At 46.4% G+C, this 18767-nt stretch carries 22 protein-coding genes; 8 read left to right on the top strand and 14 right to left on the bottom strand.

The features are described from left to right. The first annotated feature begins 69 nt into the window (after positions 1-69). Complete coding sequence (locus tag VK70_RS18295; RefSeq protein ID WP_025697927.1) at positions 70-1170, top strand: glycerol dehydrogenase; 1101 nt, start codon at positions 70-72, stop codon at positions 1168-1170. A gap of 62 nt (positions 1171-1232) precedes the next feature. On the opposite strand, the gene VK70_RS18300 is transcribed toward VK70_RS18295, so the two are convergent. The 4 genes from VK70_RS18300 to VK70_RS18315 all read right to left on the bottom strand — a co-directional run bounded on the left by VK70_RS18300 (position 1233) and on the right by VK70_RS18315 (position 4059). Next, positions 1233-1433, bottom strand: a complete 201-nt coding sequence (locus VK70_RS18300) for a hypothetical protein (RefSeq protein ID WP_025697929.1) — start codon at positions 1431-1433, stop codon at positions 1233-1235. Continuing rightward, positions 1430-2839, bottom strand: coding sequence for a sensor histidine kinase (locus tag VK70_RS18305; protein WP_025697931.1), 1410 nt, complete (start codon positions 2837-2839; stop codon positions 1430-1432). The genes VK70_RS18300 and VK70_RS18305 overlap by 4 nt, the downstream gene beginning before the upstream one ends. Beyond that, positions 2836-3543: a response regulator transcription factor gene (locus tag VK70_RS18310; protein WP_025697933.1), complete on the bottom strand. Its 708-nt coding sequence runs from the start codon at positions 3541-3543 to the stop codon at positions 2836-2838. Before VK70_RS18310 ends, VK70_RS18305 begins: the two co-directional genes overlap by 4 nt. A 324-nt stretch (positions 3544-3867) precedes the next feature. Further along, complete coding sequence (locus VK70_RS18315) at positions 3868-4059, bottom strand: DUF2933 domain-containing protein (RefSeq protein ID WP_025697939.1); 192 nt, start codon at positions 4057-4059, stop codon at positions 3868-3870. 323 nt (positions 4060-4382) lie between these two features. Here VK70_RS18315 and tnpB point away from each other — a divergent pair, with 323 nt between their 5' ends. Beyond that, positions 4383-5495 carry an IS200/IS605 family element RNA-guided endonuclease TnpB gene (gene tnpB, locus VK70_RS18320; RefSeq protein ID WP_046723616.1) on the top strand — a complete coding sequence of 371 codons (1113 nt, stop codon included), beginning with the start codon at positions 4383-4385 and terminating at the stop codon, positions 5493-5495. A 170-nt stretch (positions 5496-5665) separates the two neighbouring features. Here the strand turns inward: tnpB and VK70_RS26670 are convergent, their stop codons facing one another. Beyond that, complete coding sequence (locus VK70_RS26670) at positions 5666-5989, bottom strand: hypothetical protein (protein ID WP_025697359.1); 324 nt, start codon at positions 5987-5989, stop codon at positions 5666-5668. A gap of 181 nt (positions 5990-6170) precedes the next feature. Here VK70_RS26670 and VK70_RS18330 point away from each other — a divergent pair, with 181 nt between their 5' ends. From VK70_RS18330 to VK70_RS18350, 5 genes are all read left to right on the top strand, one after another. Continuing rightward, positions 6171-6752 carry a hypothetical protein gene (locus VK70_RS18330; protein ID WP_025697360.1) on the top strand — a complete coding sequence of 194 codons (582 nt, stop codon included), beginning with the start codon at positions 6171-6173 and terminating at the stop codon, positions 6750-6752. A 106-nt stretch (positions 6753-6858) separates the two neighbouring features. Beyond that, positions 6859-7140 (top strand): hypothetical protein, encoded by a 282-nt coding sequence (locus VK70_RS18335; protein ID WP_025697361.1) that lies wholly within the window; start codon positions 6859-6861, stop codon positions 7138-7140. A 27-nt stretch (positions 7141-7167) separates the two neighbouring features. Beyond that, positions 7168-8307 carry a ParM/StbA family protein gene (locus VK70_RS18340; RefSeq protein WP_025697363.1) on the top strand — a complete coding sequence of 380 codons (1140 nt, stop codon included), beginning with the start codon at positions 7168-7170 and terminating at the stop codon, positions 8305-8307. Positions 8308-8318: 11 nt separating this feature from the next. Beyond that, complete coding sequence (locus VK70_RS18345; RefSeq protein ID WP_025697364.1) at positions 8319-8813, top strand: hypothetical protein; 495 nt, start codon at positions 8319-8321, stop codon at positions 8811-8813. Between the two features lie 15 nt (positions 8814-8828). Further along, positions 8829-9452, top strand: coding sequence for a class I SAM-dependent methyltransferase (locus VK70_RS18350; RefSeq protein WP_025697366.1), 624 nt, complete (start codon positions 8829-8831; stop codon positions 9450-9452). 57 nt (positions 9453-9509) lie between these two features. Here VK70_RS18350 and VK70_RS18355 read toward each other — a convergent pair whose 3' ends face one another. The 7 genes from VK70_RS18355 to VK70_RS18385 all read right to left on the bottom strand — a co-directional run bounded on the left by VK70_RS18355 (position 9510) and on the right by VK70_RS18385 (position 14595). Next, positions 9510-11150, bottom strand: coding sequence for a multicopper oxidase family protein (locus VK70_RS18355; RefSeq protein ID WP_052756016.1), 1641 nt, complete (start codon positions 11148-11150; stop codon positions 9510-9512). A 15-nt stretch (positions 11151-11165) separates the two neighbouring features. After that, on the bottom strand, positions 11166-11681 hold the full coding sequence (locus VK70_RS18360) for a hypothetical protein (RefSeq protein ID WP_144415271.1): 516 nt from the start codon (positions 11679-11681) through the stop codon (positions 11166-11168). Positions 11682-11851: 170 nt separating this feature from the next. Continuing rightward, positions 11852-12232, bottom strand: coding sequence for a hypothetical protein (locus VK70_RS18365; protein WP_025696540.1), 381 nt, complete (start codon positions 12230-12232; stop codon positions 11852-11854). Between the two features lie 3 nt (positions 12233-12235). Then, positions 12236-12535 (bottom strand): hypothetical protein, encoded by a 300-nt coding sequence (locus VK70_RS18370; protein ID WP_025696542.1) that lies wholly within the window; start codon positions 12533-12535, stop codon positions 12236-12238. A gap of 24 nt (positions 12536-12559) precedes the next feature. Beyond that, positions 12560-13024, bottom strand: coding sequence for a cytochrome b/b6 domain-containing protein (locus tag VK70_RS18375; protein WP_025696544.1), 465 nt, complete (start codon positions 13022-13024; stop codon positions 12560-12562). A 24-nt stretch (positions 13025-13048) separates the two neighbouring features. Next, a complete protein-coding gene (locus VK70_RS18380) occupies positions 13049-13627 on the bottom strand; it encodes a hypothetical protein (RefSeq protein WP_025696546.1) in 579 nt (192 codons plus the stop codon). Positions 13628-13650: 23 nt separating this feature from the next. After that, positions 13651-14595: a hypothetical protein gene (locus VK70_RS18385; protein ID WP_025696548.1), complete on the bottom strand. Its 945-nt coding sequence runs from the start codon at positions 14593-14595 to the stop codon at positions 13651-13653. A 35-nt stretch (positions 14596-14630) separates the two neighbouring features. Here VK70_RS18385 and VK70_RS18390 point away from each other — a divergent pair, with 35 nt between their 5' ends. Then, entirely contained in the window at positions 14631-16058 is a 1428-nt protein-coding gene (locus VK70_RS18390) for a hypothetical protein (protein WP_233277704.1), read from the top strand. 58 nt (positions 16059-16116) lie between these two features. Here the strand turns inward: VK70_RS18390 and VK70_RS18395 are convergent, their stop codons facing one another. Next, a complete protein-coding gene (locus VK70_RS18395) occupies positions 16117-16839 on the bottom strand; it encodes a hypothetical protein (RefSeq protein ID WP_025696552.1) in 723 nt (240 codons plus the stop codon). Positions 16840-17223: 384 nt separating this feature from the next. Next, positions 17224-18729: a glycoside hydrolase family 32 protein gene (locus VK70_RS18400; protein ID WP_025696554.1), complete on the bottom strand. Its 1506-nt coding sequence runs from the start codon at positions 18727-18729 to the stop codon at positions 17224-17226. Positions 18730-18767: the final 38 nt, after the last annotated feature.

The raw sequence follows: 18767 nt of genomic DNA on the forward strand, positions 1-18767 counted from the left end.
GATCAATTGGTAAGTTTTATAATAAAAAATGTTTAAATACACAAAATTGAATTGAAAGGATTGGTAATCATGACATCATTTGTACGTTCCATCACTTCACCTAAAAAATTCATTTGCGGACATGGCTTGCTTGCCCATTTGAATGAGCACATCCATGCTTTCGGCGACAACGCTTATGTCATTTGCGACGAGTTCATCCTGGAGCGCGCAAAGAACGAAGCAGGCGCCTCCATCGCCGCAGCGGGAAATAAGGCGACGTTTGAAAAATTCAATTATGAATGCACCAAGGAAGAAATTGAGCTTCATCGTGAGCTGTCCCGCAAAGCCGGAGCCAATATTATCGTCGGAATCGGCGGAGGGAAAACGCTGGATACCGCAAAAGCAACGGCCTATTACGAGAAATTGCCGGTTGTTATTTTTCCTACTCTGGCATCGACAGACGCCCCTTGTACTGCCCTGTCCGTCATTTACAAGAAAGACGGCTCCTTTGACGAATACCTCTTTTTGCCGAGCAATCCGGATATTGTGCTTGCCGATACAGGCATCCTGGCTGCCGCGCCGGCACGGTTCTTTGCCGCAGGCATCGGCGATGCGCTCGCAACCTATTTTGAAGCCCGGGCTTGCTATGCCGCAAATGGCGATAACCTCGTGCTGATGAAGCCTTCAACAACAGGGCTTGGCATCGCAAAAATGTGCTATGAAACGCTGCTTCAACATGCAGTTAAGGCACAACGCGCTGTCGAGCAAAAGGTGTATACCCGCGCGGTTGCAGAAACGATCGAAGCAACGATTTATTTGAGCGGAGTCGGAGCGGAATCCGGCGGCCTGGCGGCCGCACATGCTATCCATAACGGGATGACAGCAGTGCATTCACTACATAGAGCCCAGCATGGAGAGAAAGTAACCTTTGGCCTGCTGGCCCAACTGGTGCTTGAAAATGCGCCGCTCGATGAGCTCGAAACGGTCATTAAGCTGGTCAAGGATGTAGGTCTGCCTTTGACGCTCGAAGATCTGGGATGCACGGAATTCATCGAGTCCGAGTGGCGCCAGGTAGCGGAAACCGCTTGCGCGGAAGGGGACACCATGGGCAATATGCCATTCCCGGTTGAACCGGAGGATGTCTATAACGCCATTGTCACAGCCAACGCTATTGCAAAAACGTATAAATAAGAACTGAATGATACGTCCAAAAGAGGCCCTTCCAGCCATTTGACCGGCTTTAAGGGCCTCTTTCAACGTTCTTTTTTCTTCCGAATCCAATTTACCAGTAGAAATATAAATGCGATTAGCAATACAGCGCAGATTAAGAACGTTTTGATGTAACCGCCATAATGCATTAGAGCATCGCTTTGGTAAGATAGCGCAGGTATGGTCATGCACATTAAACCCATTCCTATGAACAGAATGGCAATCAGCCACTCTATTTTTTTCATGTGCTCTCCTCCCCACACCCTGATTGCAGGGCAAACCGGATTTCAAAGCGGGTTCCTTCTCCTGCTTTACTGGAAACTTGTATTTGTCCTTCCTGCAGCTCTACCAATTTCTTCACGATCGATAATCCTAATCCGGTGCCTCCAAATTGACGGGAGCGAGACTTTTCCACTCTATAAAACCGTTCAAAAATATAGGGGAGTTCATCTTCAGGAATACCTATTCCGGTATCCTCTACAATTAACGTTACAGCAGCGGCTTCATATACCAGATATACCTTAATGCCTCCCTGCTCTGTATAACGAATGGCATTTTCAAGCAAGTTCAGTACAATCTGCTCCATCCGTTTACCATCCGCCCATACGCATGAAGCCGTTCCGGATTTCAGAATCAATAAACTTAAATTTTTTTCTCTGGCCTTCAGTTCAACCTTCCGGACCGCATGTTCTGCCAGCTCAGATAAATCAACCCATTCAAGAACAAGTGTGATTTTCCCTTCTTCCATTTTTGCCAGGTCAAACAAATCATCGACCAGATGCTGAAGCCGGACCGATTCTTCGTAGATAATATCAAGGTATTGATTTTTCTCCGCTTCGGTCTCATATAGCTCATCCTTCACTACTCGGGAATAACCCTCCAGATAAGTGATCGGAGTACGCAGCTCATGAGATATATTAGCAAAAAATTCCTGACGTGTATCCCGGTAACGCTGAAGATCAACCGCTAAATCATTGATTGCTTCGGCTAAGGCGCCCATTTCATCCCGGCTTTTGAGTTCCAGTCTCGTTTCCAGCTCACCGGCGGCAATTTTGCGGGTCGCCTGCTGCATTTGCAGAAGCGGACGGGAGAGAAATTGGGCGATAATCCACGTGATTCCAAGAGCCAGTAAGAATGCGCCCATTCCGGAGAGGATCAGTAAATTCCGCACACCGGACAACGATTGCTCCATCTGTTCCGTAGATGACATTACATAAAGAGCGGAAGCTACACCTTCGCCTCCATGAATGGGTTGTCCCGACACAAAATAACGGTGTCCTGCAGTATCCCCGTATAGTAAGTTCACCTTTTTCCCGGAAAAAATCTTCTTTAGATCGGAGGTCCGGATAAAGGTTCTGTCTGATGGATCATGCACTCCCGAATGAAGAATCACCGCTCCATCCTGCCGAATATTAAAAATACTGACATTTGAGAACTCGGCAAACGTCTTCATTGTTTGCTCAGACGTTGCATCGGTGGAGTCGGCCATTACCGTAAAGTGGGAAGTAAGCTCCTCCGTTTCGGTCTGCATGCGGGCATAATAATAATTAGTAAACATGCGGTCAATGGAGAACCCCAGAAATACCAGCACGATTAAGAATAAGGTGATGATAATCAGGCCAAGTTTCAATCCGATCCGGTTGTTCCTCATTCCTGTTCCCCGGAAACATAAAACTTATAGCCAACTCCCCACACCGTTTGAATAGGATTGTAGGTCATTCCCGCTTTGTGCAATTTTTCACGTATATTCTTGATATGGGTATCCACCACACGGACTTCACCCTCATAATCATATCCCCATAACCTTTCGACGAGCTCCTCCCTGCTGAAGGCGCGCTGCCTGCTTTGGGCTAATACAGCCAGCAGATCAAACTCCTTCGGAGTAAATTCAATCAACTCATCTTGAATCCGAACCTCCCGCGCGTCGGGGAATATGGTCATTTGCGGAAATTCAAGCACCAACTGCTGAGGCAGCGAAGTCTGTGTAATCGTTGATCTGCGGATTAGCGAATATATTCGGGCCAGGAGCTCTTCTGAATCAAATGGCTTGGTTAAATAATCGTCAGCGCCTATCCCCAATCCATGAATCTTATCCTTGGTTTCAGTACGCGCCGTAAGCATTAATATCGGAACCGTTTCCGTTTCTCTGATCGCCTTGCATACTTGCCAGCCATCCATATCAGGCATCATGACATCGAGTAAAATAATATCAAAGGAATGCTTCTTGACCATGGATAACGCCTCAAGTCCCGTAGACGCCTCCTTTATCTGGAATCCTTCCTTCATCAAATAAATCCGGAGCAAGTTCCTCATATTCCATTCATCATCCACAATTAACACTTGAAGCTTCGGCACTATGCCCACCTTCTTCGTTCCCTTAGTTTTATTTAATATATAAAAAGCATTTCATTTCTATAATCATGGGCACTTTGCTCAATGCTTTTTGTTTCGCATTATTAGAGGCATTAATACTAAATGGGAAAGGGGACAAAGCAGAAGCAGGCTGTATGTCAGTACCGTACCGGATGTTCCTTCTACAGAATTGACTAGAAGTAAAATGGCTACTAGTACAATTGGAACAATACAGCATAACTTCATCATTAAGCTATGTTGCTTACTGTTTCCTTGATCATCATTTTTGTTCCCGCAGCAATTCATCGCCATTACCTCTTCTCATTTTCATGATTTTAAGCCCTGTATTTCTTTGCGCATCAGCTCATTTTGTGCCTTCAATTCCGTCAGTTCTTCCTGAAGCTGTTCTGTCGTCACTTGTTTCTTATGGCTTCCATGATGATGTCCCCCACGCATTCCAAACATCATAAATATCATCATTAACGGGCAAATCAGCGTTAGCAGCCAAGACCAATTCATACTAAATACCTCCCATACGCTTTGTTATTTATACTCTTATTGTAAGGAGTGATTATGGAGAAAATATGTTGAAAAAATGAGGTATCCATGTACTTGGGATAGGCTTGTACTAATTATTTATTTAAAAAAACAAGCTGACGATCCGTCCACTACCGGTGTCAGCTTGTTCATTCACAGCATATGATCAGACATTATATTATTTTATCTAAAAGCCGAGAAGACTCCTTCCTCTATAGGGAGGAGATGAATCGGCGTTTTTTTTGCCTTAAAGCGAACATATGTGCTATTATGAAACTATCCTGTACGAAAGGAGGCTTTGTGGCATGATGGTGCATAAAGCTTACAAATATCGCATCTATCCCAACCCGGAACAACGACAACTCATCCATCAAATGTTTGGCTGTTGCCGTTTTGTCTTCAATCATTTCTTGGTCAAATGGAACGAAACCTATGCGGCAACCGGTAAAGGGTTGTCCTATAACACCTGTGCCACACAGCTTCCTGCACTCAAACAGCAATTTGAATGGTTGAAATCGGTAGATAGCATTGCTTTGCAATCGGCGGTCCGATACGTGGCAGACAGCTTTGAACGATTCTTCAAGAAACAAAATCAGGCTCCACGTTTCAAAAGCCGCAAGCATCCTGTGCAAAGCTACACCACCAAATACACTAATGATAACATTGCTATTGATGGAAACCGACTTAAACTTCCGAAGCTTAGCTGGCTTCGCTTTGCCAACTCCAGAGCGTGTGAAGGTCGCATTCTTTCGGCTACCCTGCGGCGAAATGCGGCAGGCAAGTATTTTGTATCCATCCTCTGCGAAGTGGAAATGAATCCTCTGCCGCAGACCGATAAGGAGATCGGCATTGACCTTGGACTCAAGGAATTAGCGGTCTGCTCTGATGGGTTGCGGGTTGCCAATCCCAAAGTGTTTCGCAAATATGAACAAAAACTTGCATTTTGGCAACGCCGCATGGCTCGCCGTAACAAAGGAGGCACCAATTGGCAAAAAGCCAAACAGAAGGTTGCCCAAATCCATGAGAAGATCGTCGACAGCCGCCATGATGTTTTGCATCAACTCACCACGAAGCTGATTCGTGAAAACCAAACGATCAGCATCGAAAATCTGAGCGTGGCGAACATGCTCAAAAATCACCGGCTGGCCAAATCCATCGCCGATGCGTCCTGGGGTGAATTTGCCCGTCAGATTTTGTATAAAGCGGAATGGTATGGACGTACGGTGAAGGTGGCTGATACGTTCGCCCCAACGAGCCAAAGGTGTCATGTATGCGGCACTATCCATTCCGAAGTAAAGAAATTGTCTGTGCGGCAATGGGAATGTCCATCGTGCCATACCCTTCATGATCGAGATGAAAATGCCGCACAGAACATCAAGAGCCTTGCTGTTTTAACGTCAGGCCCCTCTTTCCTTTAGATATTTTGCCAGGGCAAAAATCTTAAAACTGTGGGAAGATCGGTACAGATGTTCCTTTGGAAAACTGCGGGAACCGCAGGGATCGCTTGGTCTACGATTTTTCGTGAGAAAATATCGATATGAATTCCCCTCAGTAGAAGGGATTACCCAAGAATCCCCCACTTCAAGTGTTAGCTAAGTGGGGGAGTGTTCAATTCGTCATGTTGTGCATGAGCATCATGATTCATGTTGCTCATGTTCGTATCCTTCATCATGTTGCTCATGTCCGTATCCTTCATCATGTTGCTCATGTTCGTATCCTCCATCATGTTGCTCATGTCGCCGGATTGATGCATATCAAGTAACTGCTCCTGGGATAGACCAGGGTGCATTTCCTTCATGAACGGCAGCATGTCCTTAAAATTCGCTGTTTTATTTCCGGCTGCATACACTGCCGTCCCAATCCCCATGGCTAATACGAGAGTGCCAAGACCCATCCACAATTTCTTTTTCATTTGCTATCGCCTCCTCATAATTATCCTACCGGATAAAATTGTGGAAACCGTGCAGCTTCTATGAATTCCCTGTGGAGTTATTCCCGATTTGGCTAAGTTGAACTTAAAACTAAAAAAGTCAGGCATGTAACTTGACCCAAGGCTCATACGATACAATATAAACAAGCAGGGGGTTGTACTCATGTCCAACTGGATCATCGCAGCTATCTTCTATACTTTTATTATTGGTTGGTCGTTTGGCTTTATTTATCGCTTCCGTTCCGCCGTAACGGGCACAATTGCAATGATCTCACCAATGGCAAGCGGGATGATTACCGGCTTTGGCAGCGGGACGATCATTGGCGCGGGGTTTTCATCGAACATTTTCCTATCAATGTTATACAGTGTGCTAATAGGCATTCTCGCAGGAGGGATCATCGGCTCTGTTATCCATATCGGGGCATTTCTGAACGGGGCATTATCCGGCATGATGGCCGGTTTGATGGGGGCGATGCTCATTGTTATGCTGCCTTCGTCCGAGTGGAATCGAGTGATTTTTATGGTTATGGCCGCCTGCGGTTTCCTTCAATTTGTTCATACGCTGATGCTCCAAGGTCAGATCGAGGAATCTGTTCTGAAACGCTCCGCTTGGATCTTTCGTACTCCATCACTTATGTTTCTGGCTATTGCTGCTTTCATTTTTCTTTACTCCACCGGCAATTCTCACGATACTATAACTCCTAGCCCTAAGCATCCAAACCATTCTATGATGAACATGAAATAACCTTTGGCGCCTTCAAGTACATATTTTTATACTTCTACTAAAAATCTACATAGATTCAACATATTTATATGGTAAATTTAGTATAAAAATTATGGGGGATTATTGAATGAACAGTGACTCCTTATTTGCGGATTCCATTGCCTTTGTTTTTCTCCTATTCATACTGCTTACGTTGGTAACGGTTACTTTAGGAATATTGAGGTTTCTCCAGTTGTATGCCCATGCTTCAAGCCAGAACCATCCGACCCATCTCTCCTCTGAAAATACTAATACTATCCCGCCCCAAGACCGTCCTGTTGAGAATAACGAAAGCAGCAGCCTCGCACTCGACTATGTGAAACGGAACTTTTTTGGTGACACTGCCGACACTTTAGAAAATAAGGCTTAAGCCAGGCTAATAAGGGAGGAAATTGTCATGAGTATCAGACAGGCCGCAGTAGATATTGGCAACGACGCGTTAAAAGCCTATGTTCAAGGACTGGATCATGAAATTTATATTCCAAATGTTATCGCCGAAATCGGCCCATCCCGTGATATAGTGGAATTTGAGAAGTATCCCCTGGATGGTCTCCATGTCGAGATCCTCTCCGGTGCGCTAAAACGCGGTCAAGGAACTTATGCTGTCGGTAATCTGGCCGGAGGATACACCCATAATGACGAACTCACAGCGGTGAGCGAAAAATCGGAAGCCGATCAGCCCGTGGTTTTGCTGCTGACCGCATTAGCTTATGACGCCGCCCAATCGTTAGGCGAAAAAGAAGGAGTCATCGAAGCGACTTATTATCTTTCGACAGGTCTGCCTTTAAGCGAAGCTAAGCGGGGTAAACGCAAGACCTTTAAAGCTAAGCTAAAAGAAAATACTCATGAAGTACGATTCAAAACCACTCCGGAAATCGGCGGCAAGGTGGTACGATTGAAATTTGAAGAAGTGTTGGTTAATATTGAAGGTCATGTCGCGTTAATTGATCTGACGACGAAAGAGGATGGAACGGTCCGCAATGAGGAACTGACGCACATGACTGTGCTCATTAATGATATTGGCGGGCTGTCTACCGATGCGGCGATTATTCATGAGGATGGGACCGTGGACAATATTTATTCGGATGGAATTAAGGAGGGAGTATCCCCCTATCTGGATGAAATTATCGAACGGGTTCAGCACGAAATCGGATACCGGTTTTTGAACAGACAACAGTTAGTGGAAGTCATTACTTCGGTAAACAAAGAGGAACGCAATTATATCTGGTTCAGAGGGAAACGAATCAGCATCCAGTCCATAGTCGATGAAGTATTGGTCAAAATCGCCCGTGAAGAATATAAACTGATCCGAAGCTCTTGGAGCAAGGTTCCCAGCATCCGCGTCTCCTACCAAATCGGCGGGGGCTCCCTGCTGCTTAAACCTTACCTTGAGAAGATTAACGAACAGGAAGAGGGCTATCCGCTTCGATTTGTCGGAACGAAGGATTCGATTTGGATGATTGCAAGGGCATATTACAAATTGCTGGCTGTCTACCTTCAGTATAAAAATGAACAAGTGGCCGCAACTACAGAGTAGGTGGTCCGTGAATGGGCTCATCATCATCAAAATTCCATACGATCACCATTACTTTGCCTGAAAATACCCCGCAGGCGGTTCTTGCTTATTTGGAACAGTTAAAGCAAACAGGCGATCGAACCTTTACTAACAAGATTGCGAAGTTATTGATCGAATCGCTAAATCAGGCATGCCTACAGGAAAAACCGCATGTTCTCATTCCTCTGCCGGAGCATCTTACCGAGGAACAGCGGGATTGGTTCAATCATCCTTTTACGAAGCAACTGTTAATGAACTGGATTTCCCAATTAGCCGGGGGCGCGATGCCCCTACCCTTTTCAAATCGTCTGACGCCATCGCCATCTCCACCTGTGCCATCGTCACCCGAACTGTCGCAGCCTGAAATCCATGAAATCCCCGAGGGCACGGAACCGGAGCATACGGAGGCTCCATCTAACCATGATTCCTTTCGGATCAGCACTTCCTACCATAATAAACTCGTAGGATTCTTTCTTGACGAGGACTAGGAGGAATCATGAAGCATGAATGAAAATAGAACAGACACTATTAGAAAACGGTATGACCGGATATCAGGGATCTTTGATCTAATGGACCGGATGATCAAAAAAGAATGGCGGACTGAGTTGCTTAATGGTGTGGACGGTGAGGTATTGGAGGTAGGCGTGGGAACCGGAGCCAATTTGTCCTATTACCCGGTTCACACAGCGGGCGTTACCGGTATTGATTTCAGTCCGGGCATGCTTCGCTATGCCAAACCAAAAGCAATCAACGCTCCATTTCCGGTAACCCTTTTGGAGATGGACACCCAGCATATGACTTTCCCCGATAATTCTTTTGATTATGTCATTGCGACCTGCGTCTTTTGTTCCGTGCCTGATCCTGTAGCCGGTTTACTGGAAATCCGAAGAGTGTGCAAGCCGGGCGGGAAAGTGCTTCTGCTGGAGCATATGCGCAGCGAGCAGCCGTTTATAGGATTATTAATGGATGTACTCAATCCAATTACAGTCAGACTCTGGGGAGCCAATATCAACCGCAGAACACTGCAAAATATTGAAAAAGCAGGCTTTATCATTGAGGAGAACGTATCCTTGATGGGTTCCATCATGCGAAGACTCGTGTTGAATCCGAATAAGCCGAGCGATTAAAAACGCTGCTTGAGACAAGAAACCGAAGGCTACATGGCCTTCGGTTTTTGTCTTCCTCTATTCCGGTTTGTTCGCTGCATTAGTCGGGGGAGTGTAGCTGGATTTATAATCGGTGTATACCAATTGTTGCGCCATTCCTCCCGCAGCATGGTGAAGCTCATGGCAGTGAATCATCCAGTTTCCGGGATTATCAGCCTTAAAGGCGACAACGATCTTCTCGCCGGGCTTAACTAGAACGGTATCCTTCATGACCGTACTTTCCACCTTCACCCCGTTTTTCTCAAGGACTTGGAAAAAGTGGCCGTGCACATGCATCGGATGATCCACCGCACTTTTATTCTCAAACGTCAGCTTTACATAATCGCCGGTTTTCACCTGAAGAGCCGGGAGTTCTGAAAAGACTTTATCGTTGATCGTATACACTAGTTGGTTCCCATTCATCTTGGAATTCAACACGGCTGTATACTCCAGTGCAAATTTTTGGACCTTGCTTAATTCGGATTCGGCAGGCTTCCCGTACTTTAAAAGATCAAACGCGGTTAATTGATCATGCTGTACTTCCATCTTTTCGCCGTTGCTTCCCGATACCTTAACCGGAATAACCAATTGATCGTTATATTTATTGTTATCATGCGCGTCAATTGTAAAATCCTTTTGCGAGTCAATTGTCAACTCCACATCATAACGTTCCCCGGGAGCGATGGTTACAATCTGATCTTTAAGTACGGCCGGCTCCGCTATATCCTGTCCATCCGTACTGACTACCCGGAATTCTCCGGGAATGTGGATTCCATGGGAACGATATCCGGCGTTAATGAAACGCAAGCGAACGGTGTCTCCGGGTTTAGTTTCCAGAGGCGTAATCAGCGAACCGGATTTACCGTTAACCGTATAAATGTTGTACATGGCAGCCATCATTTCTTCATCGCTCATGCCCGCTGATCCGTGAGCACTGTGAGCGTCGCCGCCTGCATTCATCCATTCATCCAGAATTAAGGTAAAGTCTTTGTCCGGCTGCTCGGATGATTTCGGCTCCACGATAAGAGCACCGTAGAGTCCCTTGTCTACCTGCGCGGAGCTTTCCTGGTGGGAATGGTACCAATAGGTTCCCGCCACATCGGCTGAGAACCCGTAAGTATAGGTTTCACCCGGCTTAACCGCATCTTGTGTAAGTCCGGGCACACCATCCGATCCATCAGGTACAGGATAACCATGCCAATGAATAGTAACGGGTACACTAAGTTCATTTTTAAGCGTAATCCTTACAAAATCCCCTTGAGTAACACGGATTTCCTGACCAGGGACCGTGCCGTTGTAAGTCCAGACCGCTTGGGTCACACCCGGTGCTAATTTCCAATTGCTTTCCGTAGCAATCAGAGTAAACCCTTTTACCGGCTGCCCGGCTTTAGGCTGCGGCAAAGTCGCCGTTCCCTCTTGAACAGTATCCGCTGCTGCTTCAGGGGAAGGGGACGGACTGGGAGGGATTGCTCCCTCCGTACTGCCAGGTACCGCTGTATTGGTCATGACATGGGAACTATGATTCATCGGTTGGTTTGCTGCGTTGGTTTCTTCTTGAACTGTGTTTCCCGCAGCCGGCGAACCTTTGGAACCCGAAGTTTCAGTTATAAAGATACCGGCTGCCGTCCCGCCGATGATCAAGGCCAAGAAGAACAATACAATAAGAGTTTTATTGCTCAAGCCTCATTCCTCCAGTTACATCATTCCCATGCTGCCGCTGCTGCCGCCGCTATTCATATTGTTCATGCCGCCGCCGTTGTTCATGTTACTGCCGCCGCCGTTGTTCATGTTACTGCCGCCGCCGTTGTTCATGTTACTGCCGCCGCCCATATTCATCATGTCCATGTCATCATCCATCATGCTGCCCGAGCCGCCCATGTTACCGGACGATCCCATGCTGCCCGAATTGCCCATATTCATATTGGACTGCCCGCCGCTCATGTACTGCTGCTGCATCCGCATCATATCCTGCTGCAACTGGTTCATACGCTGCATCATTTCATTCATTTGATCCATCGATCCGGCGCCGCTCATTGTCCCCTGCATGGTCGCTCCGACTCCGGCCGTTCCGTTAACGTGAGCGTTATGCAGATTATTCGTTGACGTAGCTGTACCGGAGTTTGCAGGATTCGTTACATTAAGCAGTACTACAGAGATAATTAAACCGACGAACGAAAAAATCGCCAACTTTAACCAGCCATTTGTTTTCATTATTAATATTCCTCCAATTGTGCCCGTTGTTTTACTTCCTTTTTGTTCGCTTGCACCGCTAATATAGCCATACGTTTTTTTTAACAGATAATAAACCGTAAAGAGCAAACCAACGACGAGAAGAATCAGCAGAGATGCCATATACAAGTTTCCAAAGGCTCCGAGAACATTCAATTTGTCTTCCTCCATTTGCTTGAGTTCGGCCATACGATGGCAAGAAATAAGGTCCCTGCTAGAATTACAGGCAATGTAAACAGAAGTAATCCTGTTGCTATCAGATGAATGGCATATAGTCTCCCTGATTGGTCATGGTGACCAGCATGCTCGCCATTGCCTGATAATGCTTCCGGACTCTCCATTGTACCGACTGTGAACAGATCGGGAATGGTCGCAGAACCCAAAGTCTCATTACTCATCATGTCTGCCATGGAAGCATCCATTTGCGCTGCACTTTCTGTCCGATTGCTCCAGGAAAGCGCCAGCACAAGCATGATGATGACTGCAAATACGAAGCTGAGCTGCCAGAACGGCCGTTTTTGTTTGTTGAACATGGGTTACACCTTTCTTCTGCACCGTACGTAGACGCCGCCTGCAATGCTGATCGCTAATAGAGGGAATGCGAATTGAACGCTCTCATACACTAACCTTTGTATATTTGCATCTTCCTTCACTTGCATTGACAATCCCATCAGGGAGGTTTCCATGGCCTTCATCATCCCCATCATGAAGCTCATAGCCTCCTGCTCCGTCGGTCCGAAGCGGAACATCGAGATCAATATTGCGCCAAAAGCAAAGAAAAATGAGATAGTCACATACCAGACAAACAGCTTAAACCATTTTTTCTGCATCCACATGACAAAGGCCCCTCCCTTCTTCTATTATCTGGCCTTCCGTTCCTTGTTCTTAGGCCACTTTAATGCATGGGACTTCATATAGATGTGCCAGATCACGCTCGCTGCCGCCAGATAAGTCAATTTTTCATGAATCCATAGTGTAAAAGCCGTTGCGGCATGGTTGCTATCCATGAAGAGCCAGATAACAGCCCCGGTAATGATAAAAACCAGAGTGGTAATGAAGGTAAAGAGTCCATAACCGGATGGGCCGAACACAAGCCATGGCTTTTTGGTCTTATCCCGTCTTAGGATACGAATGATTTCGTAGAAGATGATAATCACAGTCAGCAAGACATACACAACCGCAGCTAAGCGATGTACGATATCCGCCGTCGCAATATCATACTGCATCACCCAACCATATTTCGCCCCTGCCATTGCAATTCCGCTCAGTGCCAAGATAGAGAACACAAGCGCCCATAACCAGTGAAGGATAAAATCAAACTTCATTACCTGCATCAACCTCAATCCGTTTTAGTCTTTGTTCGTTTCCGGTTCATCTACATTTGCCGTAGCGGCACTTGGCGTTTCCTCGTTGTGATTGGATTTCACTTCATTTCCTGCTGGAAGTGCTGCCCCATTGGAAGAGGCGACAGGAGTCTTATTGATATTGTGCTTCACATAACTGTACAAGAACGCGATCAACGCTACAACAAACAGAACGGTCAGCAGTTTTACAAAGAAGGTCAATATTCCCGCAACGCTCCAAGCGGATACAAATCCGATCCGGTTCGGGTTAAATCCGCCGTTCATTAAAATGCCCAGCAGATACAAAATGATGATTACGCCGATAAAAGTGGATGCCAGCACAAAAATCGTTTTCAACATCGGATCATTGCTAATCACCTGTTTTCCTTTGTTATAGGACTCTTTGAAGTACTTGTTCTTAAGCCATACGGCAAGTCCGACAACAATACTGATGATCAAAGCCACCAACAGCAGTTGAGTTACAGCCGAGAGTATTCCGCTGATGACACTCCCTGTACCTCCATAAGTCCCCATATTCATTGAGCCTTGAACATTTCCGGACATATCCATATCCATATCCATCATTTCTTGTTTCTCCTCCTTCTAAGTTAAATGTTCTCTTCCGAGTTAGCCGGTTCCGGCCGGGGTACGGCCAGACTTCGAATCATTCCAATGATTCCGACCGCCAGCAAAATAATGAAGAATACGGCAATCGACGTCATAAGCCCAGGAATTTGAATACCCTTAATGCTGAATCCACTGGATTGGCTTTGGGAAACTGCATTGGATGCTTCTGCGGCAGAAAGATTCCGGGCCTGTACAACGGTTTGTTCCATTTCATTGTCGACCCACCGGTTCAGGCTATCCATTTCCATAACGGTTTGTGCCATTTGATAAATGGCCTTGTTCGCCTGCTGGATATCTCCTAGCCCGCTATAAGCTGATGCCTGGGCTCCTGAGGCGTTGGACAGGAACAAATCTTTGGCATCATTGAGCTTAAGATATACGCTGTTAAGCGTCTTTCGGCTCTGAACCAGCAAATTGTAGCGGTTAACATACGTCTGATACGTTGGACTGGCTGATTCGGTCAATCCGGTCTGAGATTTTAACGTTTGGTCCAGCTGATTTAACAGATATACACTTTCAGACAGAAGATAAATGCCTCTCTGTCCGTTTTGAACCTGTACCGGATGCTGTACTCCTTCCTGACCGCCGGTTCCGCCTGATCCGCTGCTGCCATAGGTAGCTGCGCTAGCCGGAATAGCATAAGGGTATTCCGACATCAAATCCGCCATTTGCTTAACCGTTTGATTCGCGCCCGATACTTTCTCCTGCAGCGCATCCAGAGGATTCGGATTCACATTCATACTCGAAGCTGTCTCCGATTGCTGCATGGCAGCGTGCTGGCTGTGCGCGCTTGTTTCATTTGCCGCGGCTCCAAAGTCATTCCAAGATATGAGACCGCTCTTTGAAGCGAACCATCCGATATAGCCAAGGCCGGATAAAATAATGATGACGAGAACGAAACCAATGATGCTGCGAACTGTTTTCAAAACATGCTCACCTCCTTTTTATGAAGAGTACATCGATGTCTTGTTTGCAGCTCAAGAATACCAATTCACTTTGGGGAAAGTATGAAGAAACAATGAGGAAAGAATGTTTTTCAAGATTATTAAAACGCACAGCCGCCGCGCATGTTCCGCATTATAATTCGGAGTATGGTTTTTCAAGTCTCATAGTGGAGGAAAATGTAAACATGGTTTTGAATATCGAACAGCATATCAAGGAATATAAATCGGACCCGGAATCCGTGTATCATACATGGTTTCTAAATAACAGTGATCGATTAAAGGCTTTTCGTACAATAAAGAGCGGACTAAACGATGTAATACAAACCATTGAGTCAAGGACATTCGGAAATGATTTTAAAGGGTCTCCGCTTGAATTTGTACTGGCGGCGATATGTGAACAGAAGCAAGTATTTGAAGGAGCGGCTCACGCCTTTTACTGGAAGCCGAAGATGCGTATTCCCGATATCTATGAAAATGAAGAGAATCAGCTTGCTTTTGGAAGGTTCTTGAAGTCTGTTTCACAGACAACCCAGGAAAAAAATGTCCTAATGGAAATATTGGACTTAGACAGTTTACAAATAAAGGGGCTGGGACCGGCTGTAGCCAACATCCTATATTTTCTTCACCCTACCTTGTTTCCACCGTTCAATACGGCAATTGTCAACGGATTTAACCAGCTGCTTGGGCGTAAGATCAAGCTTGGATCATGGCCGGCTTATTTGGAGATGCGGGAAGAGCTAATAGAAATGAATGAAGCCTATCGTTCGGTCTTTTCAAAAGACTTAGGGGCAATCGCGGGGTTCATGTTTGAAATCGGGGCAGGGCGTATCATTATTAGCGAAAATGCAGAGAAATATCTGAAGTCAGAAGCTGCCAAACGGGAAAAGACCAAGCTCAAGAGGCATTTGGACGTAACCAATGATATTAAAGAGAAAAATGAGCACAGTGAAATGCAGTATCATCTGGCCAGACTCGGAAATGCGCTGGGCTACCAGGTGTGGATCGCTCAGAACGATCATAAACGTAAATGGAACCAGCATGTTCTTGGGGAATTTTCAGTCTCTTCTCTGCCATCACTGGATGTTCCGAAATCCGTGGCTGAGACAATATCCTTTATCGATGTGATCTGGCTGGATGATCAGAACAACATCATTTCCGCTTTTGAAGTTGAAAAAAGCACCTCCATTTATTCGGGGATTCTAAGGCTGCATGATTTATCGTTATCGCTCGGTAATCACGATTGCCGGCTTTACCTGATTTGCCCCGATAACCGGGAAAAGGAAGTCCAAGCTCAGCTGCTCCGCCCATCACTGCGACAGGAGAACGTCCATCCCATTTCCTATATTTTGTTCTCTGATCTACGCTGTGATTGTGACGCAATGTGTAAATACGGCAGCTCCTCCGACGTTCTCAACCACATATCAAAGGTTTGCGCTGCCCCATAGTTGCCGCTGAAAGAGCACAATGGGAAAGTCAATTATCTTTCCTCAATATTGATTGCATTCAGCTATTAAACAAATTCATCATAGATAATGTTTTAGGCGCAAATGCTGCTTGCATATTTGCTACTACTATCACCATCATTAACAAAGTAAGAACAACCGTGGCAATTCCAAAAACAAAGTAGGCTTTTTCCTTAAATTTCCATTTTGAATCATTTGATTTAGCCCTTTTTATTAATGCGTTCCAAATATACACACTAAGTCCCATAAATAGGATCAACAATATCCCACATACAATAGCTTTTGTAGTATGAAACTCGATGCGTTTATTAAACTTTTCCTGAATAATAGACGGGATATTTTCATTACCTGATTGTATCCAATCATTAAACGCATAGCGTAATTCGTCCTTATATGTTGCTCCATTGGATATTTTAAACGAAACATCAAGCAATGAAAACCCATGCAACGGATTCAATGCATTTGTCAGATTTGCTACAACAATCAAAATCATCAATAAAGCGACGCTACTACTCAAAAGCCCGAAAGAAAAGTATGCTTTTCTTTCAAATCCCCATTTTAACTTGCTTATCTTAGGTGATCTTTTAAATTTAGTCCAAAAAATTATACTAAGCAATGCGAATATGAGTACTAAGCATCCACCAACAATAACGAGTACAGCATGATACTTAGCGTAATCACTAATGAGTGCATTCACGGCGGGGTTAGATTGTGAACCTGATTCAATTATCTCACTTAACGTACGTTGTAACTCGTCATTCATTTTAACTGCCTCCGAAATTTCATTTGTGCTTTGTACATTACGAAGAAAACGAGCAGACCCCGTCTAGCAAAACGAATTCGCTCCTTCTCCCAGTCTGCCCCTATGGGGGGCTAAAGTTTGTATATTCATTTTGAAGTATAGTATTTGCTCCACCCTGATCAGAATCAGCTCAAGTCTAGTCTTTTTCCTAGACCTAGGCCCTGTAAGGATTGGCATATTGTTGAACATTCAGCAAACGGCAGCCGATCGATTTGACCGGCTACCGGAGAGAAATTGTTTGTTAAGTTGGTGATTTCGTTTATCATACCGGATCGCCCCCTAGTACTCGTACGACCTCGCGCAGCAAGTAAGGCCTGCTTACTGGCATTCGAGCGGGCTAACCGATTACCACGCCGACCGCAGCTTCCAGACATCCAGCGACGCGAGACTCACACTGCCACCGCTTGCGAAGACTTCCACTATCACACTGGCCGGTTCCGGGTAGATATTATTGGTCATGGCGGTACGGTAATCATCGGTATAAACCTCTACTGCACAGGTATCGACAAAAATATGCAGCCTCAGCGGCTCATCCCCCGTTCTTTCCAGTACTGCCGACCGGACGCCCTCGCTCCAGCCATCGGATCGGGTCCGGTCAAAGCGTAAGACGCCGGTCTTCGTATTATAGACGAGCAGCGTCTGCTGCGAGCCGTCCTCTGCGCCCCGCAGCACGAACCCGATTTCTTCGGCCGTGCAGCCGGACATTTCGAACTCCGCCTTGATCTCCAGGCAGTCGCTGCCCACATATTTAGGGATCACCGGAACTCCCGGCGCGACCTCGGTCTGCTCGATATGGTAATGCTCCCTGCGCAGAACCTCCAGTTCCTTAACGGGCTCAAATTTTAGCCGGCCGTCACTGTCCAGCTCCACAGTGCGCGGAGCCGACATAGCCCCGCACCAGTGATTAGCAGCGGTCGGTCCGAAGTCCTTGAACCACGGCATCCAGTCCCAGGCATTCAGCCAAGCGATGATGATCCTTCTGTCTTGACCGTCTAGGAAGGACTGCGGAGCGTAGTATTCGAAGCCGTGATCCACATCGCCCATCGTGTCCCAGGTGAACCTTCCGGTTCCATAGTCCATGTCTCCGACCAGATAGATGGTTTTGCGTTCCCCCATGCCCATCGGCGAGAACATGAGCACATAGCGGCCATCTAAAGGAAAGAAATCCGGGCATTCCCACATCGTCCCCATCGTTCCGTCGCTTTCGGCCAGCACGCCGACGTAGTTCCATTCGCGAAGATCCGGCGATTTGTAAAGCAGCGCTTTTCCAATTCCGTCCTTGCCCGAGCCGACCACCATGTACCATGTCCCGTCATGCTTCCACACTTTCGGGTCGCGGAAATCGGCGGAGCCGTCCTTCGGCGGATCGGGAATGACCGGGTTGCCCTCGTACTTCTCAAAGGTGATCCCGTCCTGGCTGGTGGCGAGACATTGGGACTGGATCAGAGCGCCGTCTTTGATAATCGTCCCCGTATAGAGCACGGAGAGAACGCCATTGTCGTCTACTGCGCTGCCCGAAAATACGCCTCCCCGTTCATCCTGATCATAAGGCTCGCTTGGGGCGAGCGCGATCGGCAGATGCTCCCAGTGGACGAGATCCTTGCTTTTAGCATGGCCCCAGTGCATGGCTCCCCATTTGGCGGCGTAAGGATAATGCTGATAGAACAGATGATATTCGCCTTTGTAAAAAATCAGGCCATTCGGATCGTTAATCCAATAGGCCGGGGCCATAAAATGATATTTCAGCCGGCCGGGGTCCTTGCCGACAATGTCCTTGATCCTGGAAATGGACTGTTCCGCTTTTAATAACGCTTCCCGATGCAGCAACGCTCCTTGTGTTGGCAGCTCCACCTTTTTCCCTCCCAATTGGTAAGTCTGGAGCCTGCAAA

The organism is Paenibacillus durus ATCC 35681 (assembly GCF_000993825.1).
Taxonomy (GTDB): domain Bacteria; phylum Bacillota; class Bacilli; order Paenibacillales; family Paenibacillaceae; genus Paenibacillus_AQ; species Paenibacillus_AQ durus_B.

Bases quoted from the DNA above. Each gene is read 5' to 3' on its own strand.
- VK70_RS18295 (WP_025697927.1), top strand. From the start codon at position 70: ATGACATCATTTGTACGTTCCATCACTTCACCTAAAAAATTCATTTGC.
- VK70_RS18300 (WP_025697929.1), bottom strand. From the start codon at position 1,433: ATGAAAAAAATAGAGTGGCTGATTGCCATTCTGTTCATAGGAATGGGT.
- VK70_RS18305 (WP_025697931.1), bottom strand. From the start codon at position 2,839: ATGAGGAACAACCGGATCGGATTGAAACTTGGCCTGATTATCATCACC.
- VK70_RS18315 (WP_025697939.1), bottom strand. From the start codon at position 4,059: ATGAATTGGTCTTGGCTGCTAACGCTGATTTGCCCGTTAATGATGATA.
- tnpB (WP_046723616.1), top strand. From the start codon at position 4,383: ATGATGGTGCATAAAGCTTACAAATATCGCATCTATCCCAACCCGGAA.
- VK70_RS26670 (WP_025697359.1), bottom strand. From the start codon at position 5,989: ATGAAAAAGAAATTGTGGATGGGTCTTGGCACTCTCGTATTAGCCATG.
- VK70_RS18330 (WP_025697360.1), top strand. From the start codon at position 6,171: ATGTCCAACTGGATCATCGCAGCTATCTTCTATACTTTTATTATTGGT.
- VK70_RS18335 (WP_025697361.1), top strand. From the start codon at position 6,859: ATGAACAGTGACTCCTTATTTGCGGATTCCATTGCCTTTGTTTTTCTC.
- VK70_RS18340 (WP_025697363.1), top strand. From the start codon at position 7,168: ATGAGTATCAGACAGGCCGCAGTAGATATTGGCAACGACGCGTTAAAA.
- VK70_RS18345 (WP_025697364.1), top strand. From the start codon at position 8,319: ATGGGCTCATCATCATCAAAATTCCATACGATCACCATTACTTTGCCT.
- VK70_RS18350 (WP_025697366.1), top strand. From the start codon at position 8,829: ATGAATGAAAATAGAACAGACACTATTAGAAAACGGTATGACCGGATA.
- VK70_RS18360 (WP_144415271.1), bottom strand. From the start codon at position 11,681: ATGAAAACAAATGGCTGGTTAAAGTTGGCGATTTTTTCGTTCGTCGGT.
- VK70_RS18365 (WP_025696540.1), bottom strand. From the start codon at position 12,232: ATGTTCAACAAACAAAAACGGCCGTTCTGGCAGCTCAGCTTCGTATTT.
- VK70_RS18370 (WP_025696542.1), bottom strand. From the start codon at position 12,535: ATGTGGATGCAGAAAAAATGGTTTAAGCTGTTTGTCTGGTATGTGACT.
- VK70_RS18375 (WP_025696544.1), bottom strand. From the start codon at position 13,024: ATGAAGTTTGATTTTATCCTTCACTGGTTATGGGCGCTTGTGTTCTCT.
- VK70_RS18380 (WP_025696546.1), bottom strand. From the start codon at position 13,627: ATGATGGATATGGATATGGATATGTCCGGAAATGTTCAAGGCTCAATG.
- VK70_RS18390 (WP_233277704.1), top strand. From the start codon at position 14,631: ATGTCTTGTTTGCAGCTCAAGAATACCAATTCACTTTGGGGAAAGTAT.
- VK70_RS18395 (WP_025696552.1), bottom strand. From the start codon at position 16,839: ATGAATGACGAGTTACAACGTACGTTAAGTGAGATAATTGAATCAGGT.